Source organism: Nonomuraea solani, assembly GCF_900108335.1.
GTDB classification, from domain to species: Bacteria; Actinomycetota; Actinomycetes; order Streptosporangiales; family Streptosporangiaceae; genus Nonomuraea; species Nonomuraea solani.
The window spans coordinates 716,519-729,475 of the sequence record NZ_FNVT01000003.1 but is presented as its reverse complement, the minus strand read 5'-3'; the positions used below and the strand labels follow the sequence as shown (position 1 = coordinate 729,475).

The window sequence follows — 12,957 nt, the reverse complement described above, 5'->3', positions numbered from 1 at the left end:
ATCCGGCACAACGGTGTGCCGGTTCCCGAAAGGATCCACCGCAATGAAGATCGGCGTCCCGGCCGAGGTCAAAAACCACGAATATCGCGTCGCCGCCACTCCGGCCGGCGTACACGAGCTGGTTCGCAACGGCCACGACGTCCTGGTCCAGCGGAACGCGGGCCTGGGCTCCCAGATCACCGACGAGGAGTATCTCTCGGCGGGCGCGAAGATCCTGGACGGCGCCGACGCCGTGTGGGGCGAAGCGGACATGGTGCTCAAGGTGAAGGAGCCGATCGCCGAGGAGTACCACCGGCTGCGTGAGGGGCTGGTGCTGTTCACGTACCTGCACCTGGCCGCCTCCCGGCCGTGCACCGACGCGCTGCTGGCGGGGAAGACGACGGGCATCGCGTACGAGACCGTCCAGGTGGGCAACGCCCTGCCGCTGCTGGCCCCGATGTCCGAGGTCGCGGGCCGGCTGGCGCCGCAGGTGGGCGCGTACAACCTGATGCGCTTCAACGGCGGCAGGGGCGTCCTGCCGGGCGGCGTGCCCGGCGTGGCCCCGGCGAAGGTGGTCGTGATCGGCGGCGGCGTCTCCGGGCTGAACGCCGCGCAGATCGCCGTCGGCATGGGCGCCGACGTCACCGTCCTCGACACCAACATCGACCGCCTGCGCCAGATCGACGCCATCTACCAGGGCCGGCTCAAGACGCTGATCTCCACCCGGTACGCGATCGAGCAGGAGGTCCTCCAGGCCGACCTGGTCATCGGCGCGGTGCTGATCCCCGGCGCCAAGGCTCCGACGCTGGTCTCCAACGACCTGGTGTCACGCATGAAGGCGGGCTCCGTGCTGGTGGACATCGCCATCGACCAGGGCGGCTGCTTCGAGGACTCGCGTCCGACCACGCACGCCGAGCCCACGTACAAGGTGCACGAGTCGGTCTTCTACTGCGTGGCCAACATGCCGGGCTCGGTGGCCAACACCTCCACCTACGCCCTGACCAACGCGACGCTCCCGTACGCCGTCAAGCTGGCCAACCTGGGCTGGCGCGAGGCGCTCAAGGCCGACGCCGGCCTGGCGGGCGGGCTCAACACGCACAACGGCCTGCTCACCAACGAGCCGGTCGCCCAGGCGCTCGGCCTGCCGTACACGCCGGTGGCCGACCTGATCTAGGGGCGAAGATGCTCAGCATCAGCCAGATCACCATCTACGTCGAGGACCAGCAGCGGGCGGCCGACTTCTGGACCGGCAAGATGGGCTTCGAGATCACCAGGGACATGCCGTACGGCGAGGACCGCTGGCTGGAGGTCCAGGCACCGGACGGCGGCCCCCGGCTGGTCCTCCACAAGGCCGACCCCAAGGGGCCGGCGCTCGGCAAGGACCTGCCCGGCTACGTGATGTTCGAGGCCGGCGACATCGTCCAGACGCACAGGGAGCTGGCGGCGCGCGGTGTCGAGTTCACGCAGGAGCCGACGCGGCAGCCGTGGGGCTGGTCGGCGGTGTTCAAGGACGAGGAAGGTCACCTGTTCCACCTCGGCCAGCGCTGATCACCGCATGCCGAGCCGCCGCCGCAGGTCGCGGGCGGTGGCCAGGACGTGCCGCAGCTCGCCCGGGCTGGGCCAGGGCGAGCTGCCGGGCCGCAGCAGCGTGCCGCGTACCGACGCCAGGTGCTCCACGGCGCTCGCGTGCACGCCGCTGCGCTCCACCAGCCAGCCCTGGACGTCCGAATGGTCGTGCAGCGGCCTGGTGACCAGGTCCCACGTGCCGAGGACCTCGGCCAGGTCCGCCACCGGCAGCGCGACACCGCCCCGGCGGCCGGTGGCGGCCGAGGCCAGCTCCGCCCGCGCGGTCAGCTCCGGCTCGGCCGGGCGGCCCCAGGCGGGCGGCGGCGGGTCGGACAGCCACTCCTGGGCCTCGCCGTGCTCGCCGGCCACCGACAGCAGCCCGCCCAGCTCGACCGCGGCCTCGTGGTGCCCGGCCTGCGCGGCCTGCCGGAACCAGTGCTGCCCGCCCGCCAGGTCGCCGAACTCGGCGATGAGCAGCAGGCCGTAGTTGTAGGCCGACTCGGCGTCCCCGCCGGCCGCCGCGCGGCCGAACCAGTGGCTGGCCGCCGCGCTGTCGCTCAGCTCCACGCAGACGAACCCGGCCATCCGCTGGTCCTCCACCCGCCCGGCCGCGGCGGCCTGCTCGAACCAGGCCCGCGCGGTACGCAGGTCGCCCCTCGACAGCGCCACCCCGCCGAGCCGGGAGGCGGCGCCGGGATGCTCGCTCCTGGCGGCCAGCCGGTAGTAGGCTTCGGCGCCCTCGGGGTCGCGGCTGGCGTGCAGGTAGAGGCCCATGCAGTACGCCGACTCCGCGTGGCCGCCCCTGGACCCGCACTCCCACCAGCGCACGGTCTCCGAGTCCTCGCCCGACGAGTACGCCAGGAAGCCCAGGTCGTGGGCCGAGGCCACGTCGCCGTCGCCGGCCGCCTGGCGGTGCCACTCGCGCGCCTGGGCCAGCTCGCCCGCGTCCTCGCACAACAACGCCAGCCTGCGGGCCGCCGTCCTGGACCCGCCCGTGGCCGCGCTCTCGAACCACACCCTGGCCGCCTCGGCGTCGCCGCGCTGCTCCAGCAGGAGCGTGGCCAGGTTCGTCGCCGCCTCGGTGTCGCCGGTGCTCGCGGCGGCTTCGTACCAGGTGACGGCCTCTTCCAGGCTGCCGTGCTTCTCGTGCCAGATGCCCAGGTTGTAGGCGCTGTCGATGTTGCCGCCCGCCGCGGCCCGCTCCCACCAGTGCTTGGCGGACCCGCGGTCGCCGTGCTGCGCGTAGAGCTTGCCGAGCCGATGCGCGGCCGTCGCGTCACCCGCCTGCGCGGCGGTCAGCAACTCGGACTCGTCTCCCACCCGCGGTGCCGGTACGGCCGGCGCCGCCACCTCTCCTTGCCAGGACATGGCGACAGAGTGGCATGTGATCACGCGATCGCGAACAGTAATCGCCGACAAGGCCTACGAGAAGTTGATGAAGCCCGTGTACATGCCCATCCCGCAGACGTACCGCATCGAGCCGGGCCGCTGCGGCGGCAGGCGCACGGTGGCCGGCAGCGCGACGTCGCGCCCGCCGATCGTGACGGTCGCCGTGCAGCCCCGATCGACCAGCTTGAAGACCACTTCGACGGGTACGCCCGCCCGCGCCGTCACCATCGCGGGACGATACCCCTCGCGGGTCGCCCACACGGTGACCGTCCCGGCCCCGGGCCCCTCGGCGGGCGCCGGGATCAACCTGGGCGGCAGGAGCCAGCCGCCCAGGTTGATCCCGATGCCGGCGGTCCAGAGCCCGGCGGCGATGGCCACCACCCCGGCCAGCCGCGCCAGCCGGGTGTGCGAGACGCGCCGCAGCACGTACCCCAGCAGCGCGAACGCCGGCGCTGTGCCGGCCACGAACCCCGCCATGACCGCCGCCCCCGCCACCGGCGAGCCGCTGGCGACGGCGAGCATCTCCATGCCGAGGGTCACGCCGCAGGGCACCAGGATGGTGGCCGCGCCCAGCAGCGGCGCTCGGTACCGCGACAGGGCCCGGGGCGCCGGCGGCGCGCACCCGGCGCGCCCGCGCCGGATGAGCCTGAGCGCGAAGGCGACGACCGTGAGACCGGCGACGACCAGCAGCACCGCCCGCGCCCGCGGCGGCAGGCTGACGGCCGAGCCGAGCAGCCCGAGCAGCGCCCCGGCCACGGTGTACGAGACCAGCCGCCCCGCCAGGAACCAGCCGACCAGCACGGGATCGCGCCCCCGGCGGTCGCCGACGAGGCCCACGAGCAGCCCGCCCTGTGCGGCGGTGCAGGTGGCGGTCCCCGCGACGAGCCCGGCGGCGAGCCCGCCGGCCAGCAGGCCGGCGGCCTGTGCGCTCAGCGGACGAGCGCGAGGCCGTCGAGGGCCCCGCTCTTCGCCGCCTCCACGACGGAGCCGAACTGGTCGAGGCTCATCTCCACGCGCTGCCCGAAGTCGTCGGTGATGACCACCTGGCGCTCGGCGGGAGCATCGTGGTCGACGAAGAGTTCGGGGCAGCCGCAACTGCACTGGCCGCAGAACCTGGCGATGGACCGCATGCGCGTCCCCACTCCGTTAGGAAGCCGTATACGCAACGTAACGCCGCCTGGTGAACGCGGCCAGTGACAGTTGTCGCACTCATGGTGACGTTTACGACGATCCGCCCCTGAGTACGGACATCCTCTCGAAGTACTCGTCGTCGCTCATCTCGCCCCGGGCGTACCGCTCGGCGAGGATCTGCTCAGCGGACGCGGTGGGCGAGGGTCCGGCCGTCGCCGGTGTACGGCGCGGCCCCCACCAGCCCCTGCGCCGGGCCGTGACGACCAGCGCGACGACCGCGATCCAGAACAGGCCCCAGAAGGCCGGGAAGATCGGCGAGAAACCCCCGGCGCCCCAGTGCGGCGCCCATTGGGTGATCATGTTCATGGTCTCCTCCTTGACGTGTACCTCAAGGGTCCGCCGGAAGAGGGCGCGGCGAATCGGACACAGGTCGCGGTTCGCGCTGCATCGCCGGGAGTGCGCGGGCGGCCGGACGTACTCCGGCCGCTGTAGACGTCAGGCCAGGCAGAACTCGTTGCCCTCGGGGTCGGCCAGCACCACCCAGTCGTCATGCGTGGCCAGCAGCTTGGCGCCGAGGGCGGTCAGCCGGTCCATCTCGGCGTCGAGGTCGTCGGCGCGCAGGTCGAGATGGAGCCGGTTCTTGCCGATCTTGCGTTCCGGCACCCGCTGGAACCACAGCCGTGGCGACCCGCCCTCGACCAGCACCGTCGGATCGTCCTCCGGGTCGAGCACGCCGTTCTCGCGCAGCCGCGTCAGCTCGGCCTCGTCATAGGGCGCCACGGCGTACCCGTCGAGCGCCGCCGCCCAGAACCGGGCCAGCGAGGCCGGATGCCGGCAGTCCACCACCACGTCACGCAGCCGGGCCATCGGGCCTCCTCGCCTCGATGAGGAACCTGGAGGAATGGGCCACGAACGGGCCCTCCGCCTCGATCCGGTCGTGCAGCTCGCGCAGCCTGTCCTCGTGGCGCTCGACCGAGAAGCCGGGCACGATCCAGATCACCTTGCGCAGGAAGTAGATGACCGCGCCGATGTCGTGGAACTCCATCCGCAGCCGCTCATATCGCAGGTCCACGACTTCGAGCCCGGCGGACTCGGCCGCCTCTTGAGCCCGGTCCGGCTCGCGTCCCGTGCCGTCGTGGGGCCCGATGATGAACTCGGTCAGCTCGGCCACGCTCCACGGCCCGACCTGCTGGGAGAAGTAGGTGCCGCCGGGCCGCAGCACGCGGGCGATCTCCGCCCACCACGTCGCCACGGGATGGCGGCTGGTCACCAGGTCGAACACGCCGTTGCCGAACGGCAGGCGCGGCTCGTCGTCGTCGGCCACCACCCAGGCGCCGCGCGGGCGCAGCCGGGCGGCGGCCAGGGCCAGGTTGGGCGGCCACGACTCGGTGGCCACGGTTATGGGAGGAAGGGTGGGCAGGCCGGCCAGGATCTCGCCGCCGCCGGTCTGGAGGTCGAGCGCGGCCCGCGCCCTGGCCATCCGGTCGCCCAGCAGCCGGGCGTAGCCCCAGGAGGGCCGCTCCTCGCTCGCCCGCCCGTTCAGCCAGGAGAAGTCCCAGCCGTCGACGGAGACGGTGCCGGCCTCGTGGGCGAGGTCGTCGTACGTGCGCCGCATCATGCTCCGACCATCTCAGCGCCCCGCCCGGCCGATCAACCCAATTCAGGTCAAGCCACGCGCGCACGTATCGCCGCGCGGTCGAGGCCGAGCTGGTCGATGACCTGCGCGGCCGGGTCGGGCCGCGTCTGCGCCAGGAGCCCGAGCGCCAGGTGCCGGGGCGTCTCCGCGTCCCTGGTCTTCCGCGTCGTGGCCTTGATGGCCGCGTTGAGCACGGCGCGCGCACTGGAGGTGAGCGCCGTGTTGGGCACCGCCGGATGCTTGCGCGGCGTCTTGGGCGCGTCACCGATCTCCAGCCCCAGCATGCGCAGGGCGGCCCGGTCGAGCTCGTCGAGCGCCGCCCGGGCGGCGGCCACGTCGACCCCCAGCGCCCGCGCCGACGCGTCGTGGTGCAGCAGGCCGAGCAGCAGGTGCTCGGTGCCCATCCGCCGGTCGCCGCGCAGGCGGGCCTCCTCGAACGCGGCCTTGATGATCACCCAGACCGGGCTCTTCTCCTTGCCGAACATCGTCAGCCCTCACTTCCCGTATTTGGCGTGCACCGACTGCCGTGACATGCCGAGCGCGTCGCCGATCTGCTCCCAGGTCCAGCCCTGCTCCCTGGCCTGTGCCACGGACAGCGCTTCGACCTGCTCGGCCAGCCGGTGCAGCGCGCCGACCGCCCGCAGGCCCATGGCCGGGTCGTTGGCCCTGATCCGCTCGGACAGCTCTGTAACGTCCACGCTGTCAGGCTAGCTTGACAAGCCGATTTTTGTCAATCTAGCCTGACAGGCATGGACGACATCGTGATCGTGGGGGCGGGACCCGTGGGGCTGATGCTCGCGTGCGAGCTGGGCCTGGCCGGAGTCCGCCCGATCGTGCTGGAGAAGAGGGCCGAGCCGAGCGAGCTGCCCAAGGCCAACGGCCTCGGCGGGCAGATCGTCGAGCTGCTCGACCACCGGGGGCTGCTGGAGCGCTTCAGCGTCGGCAGCCCGTTCTCGGGCCGGGCGCCCGGGTTCCCGTTCGGCGGCGTGCCGCTGCGGTTCGAGGGGCTCGACGACATCCCGATGCGGCTGCTGCTGATCCAGCAGCCCCGGCTGGAGCGGTTACTGACCGAGCGGGCTCTGGAGCTCGGCGTGGAGATCAGGCGGGGGTGCGAGGTGCGCTCGCTCTCCCAGGACGAGGAGGGGGTGACGCTGGAGCTCGGCGACGGTGACCGGCTCAGGGCGCGCTACGTGGCCGGCTGCGACGGGGCCAGGAGTCTCGTACGCGAGCAGGCCGGCATCGAGTTCGCCGGCACCACCGACGACGAGGGGCTGCTGATCGGCCACTTCAAGACCGGGATAGGCGTGTTCGACTCCCTGGAGACCGACGGCCTGCGGCCCGGCTGGAACCGTACGCCGCGCGGCCGGCTGCTGCTCACGTCGCTGCACGAGGGCGTGCTCATCGCCGGCGTACGCGAACCGGGCATCGCCCCGGACGGCCCCGTCACCCTGGCGGACTTCCAGGCGGCCGTGCGCCGCGTGTGGGGCTCCGACCTGGCGCTCGGCGAGCCGATCTGGCTGTCAGGCACGGTCGCGCAGGCCCGGCTGGCCGAGCGCTACCGGGCCGGGCGGGTGTTCCTGGCGGGCGACGCGGCCCACCTGTTCCCGGCGGGCGGCTCGGCGCTCAACGTCGGCATGACGGACGCGGTCAACCTGGGCTGGAAGCTGGCCGCCGTACTGCGCGGGCGGGTGCCGGACACTCGGCACGGCGCGCTGCTCGACACCTACGAGCCGGAGCGCCGCGCGATCGGCGCCCGCACGCTCATGCAGACCCGCGCCCAGGCGATGATGGACCGGCTGGAGGGCGAGGACGGCGCGCTGCTCGAACTGCTCACCGAGGTGTTCGCCCTGGAGCAGCCCGCCCGCCACCTGGCCACGCTGCTGCACGACTCCGGCGTCCGCTACGGCACCGGCGGGCACCCGCTGACCGGCCGGTTCGTGCCCGACCTGCCGCTGGAGGGCGGCGGCAGGGTGGCCGAGCTGATGCGCGCGGGCCGTCCCGTGCTGCTCGACCTGGGCGCCGGCGTCACGCTCGACGACGACTGGATCGAGGTGGTCAGGGCCCGCTGCGACGACCCGCCCGCAGGAGCGCTGCTGATCCGGCCCGACGGATACGTGGCCTGGGCGGGCGACGGCGACCCCACCGAGGCGGCCAGGGAGTGGTTGGGGCTCACAGCCAGCCGGGTTTGACCAGCCCCGACTCGTAGGCGATGACGACGAGCTGGGCGCGGTCGCGGGCGTGCAGCTTCATCATGGCCCGGCTCACGTGCGTCTTGGCCGTGGCCGGTGACATGAACAGCTTGGCCGCGATCTCGTCGTTCGTCATGCCGGTGCCGACCAGGGCGAGCACCTCGCGTTCGCGCTCGGTGAGCTGGTCGAGGCCGTCGGTGGCGACCGGGGCCTTGGCGCGGGTGGCGTACTCGGCGATCAGCCGGCGGGTCACGCTGGGCGACAGCAGTGCCTCGCCGGCCGCCACCACCCGCACCGCCTGGATCAGCTCGGCCGGCTCGGTGTCCTTGACCAGGAAGCCGCTGGCCCCGCCGCGCAGGGCCTCGAAGACGTACTCGTCCAGCTCGAACGTCGTCAGGATGATGATGTGCGGCCCCGGCGGCATCTGCCGGGTGGCGGTCAGGCCGTCGGTGCCCGGCATGCGGATGTCCATCAGCACCACGTCGGGACCGTGCTCGGCCGCCAGCCGGACCGCCTCCGCCCCGTCGGAGGCCTCGGCCACCACGGTCATGTCGGGCTGGGCGTCGAGCAGCGCCTTGAAACCCGCCCGGACCAGCGCCTGGTCGTCGGCCAGCAGCACGTTGATCATGAAGTCTCCTCGGGTAGTGGCAGCCGGGCCTCGACCTGGAAGCCGCCGTCCGACGGGCCGGCCACCAGGGTGCCGCCAAGCGCGGAGGCCCGCTCGCGCATGCCGGGAATGCCGTTGCCGCTGCCCGACTCGGACAGCACGGCGGGCTTGGTCGCCCCGGAGTCGCTCACCAGGACGGCCAGCTCCGTCTCGCCGTATTCCAGGCGCACGCTCACCTCCGCGCCGGGCGCGTGCCGGCCGGCGTTGGTGAGCGACTCCTGCACGATCCGGTACGCGGCCCGCTCCACCTGCGACGGCAGCGGTCGCGAGCCGACCCGTTTGAGCTTGACCCGCAGCCCCGAGCGCTCGATCAGCTCGTCGAGGCGGTCGAGCCCGGCCGTCGGCGAGCGGGGGGCGCCCTCGCGCAGGACGTTCAGCACCGAGCGCATCTCGCCGAGCACCTCCTTGGAGGCCGTCTTGATGGTGGCCAGCGCCGTTCTGGCCTGCTCGGGGTTGCCGTCGATGAGGTGCAGCGCGGTGGACGCCTGGACGTGGATGAGCGAGATGTTGTGCGCGAGCACGTCGTGCAGCTCCTGCGCCATGGTCAGGCGCTCCTCGCTGGCCTGCCGCCTGGTCTCCTCCTCGGCGATCCGCTCCCGCTCGGCCCGGCGCTCCTTGAGGATCCTGACCAGCTCGGCCACGACCATGAGCAGCAGGATGACGGTGAGGATCCACACGTTGTGGAAGACGTCGCGGTTGCCGACCAGCCAGCCGTAGCTCAGGAACGACAGCAGCGTCATCCCGGCCATGACCCAGGCCAGCAGCCGCCTGCCCTGCACGACCAGCAGGAACAGCAGCACACCCGGGCTGATGAAGCTCGGGCCGTAGGCGTAGCCGCCGATCAGGAACAGGTCGCACGCGGCCAGCGCGGCGGCGGTGGACAGCAGCGGGAAGCGGCGGTGGACGAGGATGGCCAGCGGCCCGACCAGCAGCAGCCCGATGGCAAGGGGGTCGAGAGCCTCCCTGGTCTCCCGCTGACCCCAGGAGGCGCCCCGGCCGATGACCAGCTGGGCGACCGCCACGATAAGAGCGGCATAGGGATCGAAGCCGTACTTCCTGCGCACGTCACCCACGCTAGATCACCCCTCTGACCAGCGCATCATCCCTGGGTGGCAGGGGGCCCTACCGCGATGGGCGTAGCTACGCCATCGTGGAGACCATGCGCCGTGTGATCGTTCCCGCAGCAGCAGTCCTCGTCTCGCTCGTGTCGGCGCCTCCCGCGCTGGCCGAGCCCCCGCAGAAGGTCCCCGTCGCCGAAGGGTACGGTGGCGCCGTCGCCACCGTCGACCTCGACGCGAGCAGGGCGGCCATCGCCGTGCTCAGGAAGGGCGGCAACGCCATGGACGCCGCCGTCGCCGCCGGCGCGGTGCTCGGCGTCACGGAGCCGTACTCGTCGGGCCTGGCCGGCGGCGGCTTCATGGTCTACTACGACGCCAGGCAGCGCAAGGTCTTCACGATCGACGGCCGTGAGACCGCGCCGCAGGCCATGACCTCGACCTCGCTGGAGGGCATCCCGTTCGAGGAGGGCGTCACCAGCGGCCTGTCGGCGGGCGTGCCGGGCACGGTCGCGAACTGGGACCTGGCCCTGCGCAGATTCGGCACGATCTCGCTCGAACAGGCACTGAAGCCCGCGATCGACGTCGCCTCCAACGGTTTCGTCGTGGACCAGACCTTCTTCGACCAGACCGCCGCCAACGCCGCCCGCTTCAAGGACATCAGCTCGACGGCCAAGCTCTACCTGCCGAACGGCGCCCCGCCGCCCGTCGGGTCGGTCTTCAAGAACCCCGAGCTCGCCGCCACCTACCGTGAGCTGGGCAGACGCGGGCCAAGCTGGCTGTACGACGGCCAGCTCGGCAAGGAGATCGTGGCCACCGTCAAGCGGCCCCCGGTCACCCCCGGCAGCACCCGCAACGTCCGGCCCGGCCTGATGGAGCTCTCCGACCTGCGCGCCTACCGCGCCCTGTTCCGCGAGCCCACCAAGATCTCCTACAAGGGCATGGACGTGTACGGCATGGCCCCGCCGTCCTCCGGCGGCTCGACGGTCGGCGAGGCGCTCAACATCCTCGAAGCCCTGCCGCGGGTGGGCCTGCACGAATACCTGGAGGCGTCCAGGCTGTCCTTCGCCGACCGCGGCAAATACGTCGGCGACATCCCCGGCGTGCCCCTGAAGGAGCTGCTCTCCGACGGCTTCGCCAAGGAGCGGTCCTGCCAGATCGGCGCCACCGCCATCGCGCACCCGGCCCTGCCGGGCGAGCCCGACGGCTCCTACCGGGGCTGTGGCCGGCCCACCGGCACCGCCACCCCGATCACCGACGAGGGCCCCGAGACCACCCACCTGGTCGTCGCCGACCGCTGGGGCAACGTCATCGCCTACAACCTGACCATCGAGTCCACCGGCGGCAACGGCATCGTGGTGCCGGGGCGCGGCGTGCTGCTCAACAACGAGCTGACCGACTTCACCTTCGGCCCGGCCCCCGGCGACCCGAACCTGCCGGCCCCCGGCAAGCGGCCGCGCTCGTCGATGGCGCCGACGCTGGTGTTCGACGACGGCAGGCCGGTGCTCGCGGCCGGCTCGCCCGGCGGCTCGACGATCATCACGACCGTGCTGCAGATCCTGATCAACCGGTACGAGTTCGGCATGAACCTGCCCGACGCCCTCGCCGCGCCGCGCGCCACCCAGCGCAACACCGCGCAGACGCAGGCCGAGCAGGCGTTCCTCGACCGCTACCGCGCCGAACTGGAGGCCAAGGGGCACAGCTTCGCCCTCAACCCGGAGATCGGGGCCGCCACGGCGCTGGAGCTCCGCGGCAGGGGCATCATCCAGGCCGTGGCCGAGCCGTCCCGGCGCGGCGGCGGCAGCGCGATGGTGGTCTCGACTAATAGATGAGCTCGTAGGCGCCGGGCTTCACCCTCTTCGTACGCGCCCAGTACTCGAAGGTGAAGCCCGGCCAGATCGTCCGGTTCACGCCGTGCTCGTCCAGATACCAGGACGAGCAGCCGCCCGCGTTCCACACCAGCGGGTCGAGCCGGGCGCGCAGCCGCTCGTTGAACGCCCGCTGCGCCCCGGCCTTGACGTCCACGGCCCTGGCCTGGGTGCGCGAGAGCAGCCGCAGGCACTCGACGATGTAGCGGACCTGCGACTCGATCATGAACACGACCGACTGGTGCCCCAGCCCGGTGTTGGGGCCGAGCAGGAAGAACAGGTTGGGGAAGCCCGACGTCGTGATGCCGTAGTAGGCCTCGACGCCGTCCTGCCAGGCGTCCTGGATCTTCAGGCCGTCCCTGCCGACGAGGTGCCGGCCGCTCATCGCGTCCACGACCTTGAAGCCGGTGCCGTAGACGATCGCGTCGGCCTCGTGCTCGGTCCCCGTGGTGTCCACGACCGAGCGCTCCCTGATCTCGGTGATCCCGTCGGTGACCAGCGTGACGTCCGGCCGGGTGAGGGCCGGATAGTAGTCGCTGGAGATGAGGATGCGCTTGCAGCCGATGAGGTAGTCGGGCGTGAGGGCGCGGCGCAGGCCCGGGTCGGAGACCTGGGCGTGGAGGTGCCGGAGCGCGAGCCGTTCGTGGCCCTTCATCAGCCGGGGGTCCACGGCGAAGCCGAGCGCCCTGCTCTCCAGGGCCCAGTAGATGCCGCCGCGCAGGGTTCTGGCCAGGCCCGGCAGGCGCAGGACGCGGCGGGCGGCGGGGGAGAAGGCGAAGTCCGGCTTGGGGTGGAGCCAGGGGGCCGTGCGCTGGAAGACGGTGAGGTGGCGGGCGGTGGGGGCGAGCTGCGGGACGAACTGGACGGCGGAGGCGCCGGTGCCGATGACGGCGACGCGTTTGCCGGTCAGGTCGGCCGAATGGTCCCATTCGGCGGAGTGGAAGGCGGGCCCGGCGAACGACTCCCGCCCCACAATTTCCGGAAATTTCGGGATATGGAGGGCGCCTATGGCGGAGACCACCGCGTTCGCCCGCATCGTGACGCCGTCGTCCGTGGTGACCGACCAGTCGCGCCGGTCGTCGTCGTATTCGAGGCCGACGACGTTCTTGCCGTACCGGAGGTGGGGGGTGAGGTTGTACGTGGTGACGCAGGCGCGCAGATAGTCCTGGATCTCCTGCTGCGGGGAGAACATCCGCGACCAGGCGGGGTTCAGCTCGAACGAGAAGGAGTACATGTGCGAGGGCACGTCGCACGTACAGCCGGGATAGGTGTTGTCGCGCCAGGTGCCGCCCGGTTCCGCGGCCTTCTCCAGAATGACGAAGTCGTGATATCCGGCTTCTTTGAGCTTGATGGCCATACAGATCCCGGCGAAGCCGGACCCGATGATCGCTATCACTGGCCCTCCCACGCTTATTGGACGCATAATCCAATATAGGGAGCAGAGGTCGGCGTGTCACGTACGGGAACGACGAAGACC

Annotated in this window: 15 protein-coding genes; 4 read left to right on the top strand and 11 right to left on the bottom strand. The window is 72.0% G+C overall.

The genetic code is table 11. The annotated features are described in order from the left end of the window. The first annotated feature begins 43 nt into the window (after nt 1-43). Both ald and C4V41_RS14450 read left to right on the top strand, forming a co-directional pair. Nucleotides 44-1,153 carry an alanine dehydrogenase gene (gene ald, locus C4V41_RS14455; RefSeq protein ID WP_103956318.1) on the top strand — a complete coding sequence of 370 codons (1,110 nt, stop codon included), beginning with the start codon at nt 44-46 and terminating at the stop codon, nt 1,151-1,153. Nucleotides 1,154-1,161: 8 nt separating this feature from the next. Then, nucleotides 1,162-1,527 carry a VOC family protein gene (locus tag C4V41_RS14450; RefSeq protein WP_103956317.1) on the top strand — a complete coding sequence of 122 codons (366 nt, stop codon included), beginning with the start codon at nt 1,162-1,164 and terminating at the stop codon, nt 1,525-1,527. On the opposite strand, the gene C4V41_RS14445 is transcribed toward C4V41_RS14450, so the two are convergent. The 8 genes from C4V41_RS14445 to C4V41_RS14415 all read right to left on the bottom strand — a co-directional run bounded on the left by C4V41_RS14445 (nt 1,528) and on the right by C4V41_RS14415 (nt 6,399). Then, complete coding sequence (locus tag C4V41_RS14445) at nt 1,528-2,913, bottom strand: tetratricopeptide repeat protein (RefSeq protein WP_146103657.1); 1,386 nt, start codon at nt 2,911-2,913, stop codon at nt 1,528-1,530. Between the two features lie 54 nt (nt 2,914-2,967). Beyond that, nucleotides 2,968-3,843 carry an urease accessory protein UreH domain-containing protein gene (locus C4V41_RS14440; RefSeq protein ID WP_268808604.1) on the bottom strand — a complete coding sequence of 292 codons (876 nt, stop codon included), beginning with the start codon at nt 3,841-3,843 and terminating at the stop codon, nt 2,968-2,970. Between the two features lie 20 nt (nt 3,844-3,863). Next, entirely contained in the window at nt 3,864-4,064 is a 201-nt protein-coding gene (locus C4V41_RS62925) for a hypothetical protein (protein WP_200823974.1), read from the bottom strand. Between the two features lie 91 nt (nt 4,065-4,155). Continuing rightward, the gene (locus C4V41_RS14435) at nt 4,156-4,431 is read right to left on the bottom strand and encodes an SHOCT domain-containing protein (protein ID WP_200823973.1); all 276 of its coding nucleotides are present in this window, start codon (nt 4,429-4,431) and stop codon (nt 4,156-4,158) included. 129 nt (nt 4,432-4,560) lie between these two features. After that, nucleotides 4,561-4,932, bottom strand: coding sequence for a VOC family protein (locus C4V41_RS14430; protein ID WP_103956314.1), 372 nt, complete (start codon nt 4,930-4,932; stop codon nt 4,561-4,563). Beyond that, nucleotides 4,916-5,680: a class I SAM-dependent methyltransferase gene (locus tag C4V41_RS14425; protein ID WP_103956570.1), complete on the bottom strand. Its 765-nt coding sequence runs from the start codon at nt 5,678-5,680 to the stop codon at nt 4,916-4,918. The genes C4V41_RS14430 and C4V41_RS14425 overlap by 17 nt, the downstream gene beginning before the upstream one ends. Nucleotides 5,681-5,730: 50 nt before the next feature. Next, on the bottom strand, nt 5,731-6,186 hold the full coding sequence (locus C4V41_RS14420; protein ID WP_103956313.1) for a Clp protease N-terminal domain-containing protein: 456 nt from the start codon (nt 6,184-6,186) through the stop codon (nt 5,731-5,733). A 9-nt stretch (nt 6,187-6,195) separates the two neighbouring features. After that, nucleotides 6,196-6,399, bottom strand: a complete 204-nt coding sequence (locus tag C4V41_RS14415; RefSeq protein WP_407669991.1) for a hypothetical protein — start codon at nt 6,397-6,399, stop codon at nt 6,196-6,198. 51 nt (nt 6,400-6,450) lie between these two features. On the opposite strand from C4V41_RS14415, the gene C4V41_RS14410 reads away from it, so the two are divergent. Further along, nucleotides 6,451-7,890, top strand: a complete 1,440-nt coding sequence (locus tag C4V41_RS14410) for an FAD-dependent monooxygenase (RefSeq protein ID WP_103956312.1) — start codon at nt 6,451-6,453, stop codon at nt 7,888-7,890. Here the strand turns inward: C4V41_RS14410 and C4V41_RS14405 are convergent. Further along, nucleotides 7,871-8,518, bottom strand: coding sequence for a response regulator (locus C4V41_RS14405; RefSeq protein ID WP_103956311.1), 648 nt, complete (start codon nt 8,516-8,518; stop codon nt 7,871-7,873). The two genes, C4V41_RS14410 and C4V41_RS14405, sit on opposite strands and share 20 nt — an antisense overlap. After that, on the bottom strand, nt 8,515-9,621 hold the full coding sequence (locus tag C4V41_RS14400; protein WP_103956568.1) for a sensor histidine kinase: 1,107 nt from the start codon (nt 9,619-9,621) through the stop codon (nt 8,515-8,517). Before C4V41_RS14400 ends, C4V41_RS14405 begins: the two co-directional genes overlap by 4 nt. Before the next feature lie 95 nt (nt 9,622-9,716). Here C4V41_RS14400 and ggt point away from each other — a divergent pair, with 95 nt between their 5' ends. Next, nucleotides 9,717-11,444, top strand: a complete 1,728-nt coding sequence (gene ggt / locus C4V41_RS14395; protein ID WP_103956310.1) for a gamma-glutamyltransferase — start codon at nt 9,717-9,719, stop codon at nt 11,442-11,444. Here ggt and C4V41_RS14390 read toward each other — a convergent pair. After that, nucleotides 11,434-12,903 carry a flavin-containing monooxygenase gene (locus C4V41_RS14390; RefSeq protein WP_103956309.1) on the bottom strand — a complete coding sequence of 490 codons (1,470 nt, stop codon included), beginning with the start codon at nt 12,901-12,903 and terminating at the stop codon, nt 11,434-11,436. The two genes, ggt and C4V41_RS14390, sit on opposite strands and share 11 nt — an antisense overlap. Nucleotides 12,904-12,957: the final 54 nt, after the last annotated feature.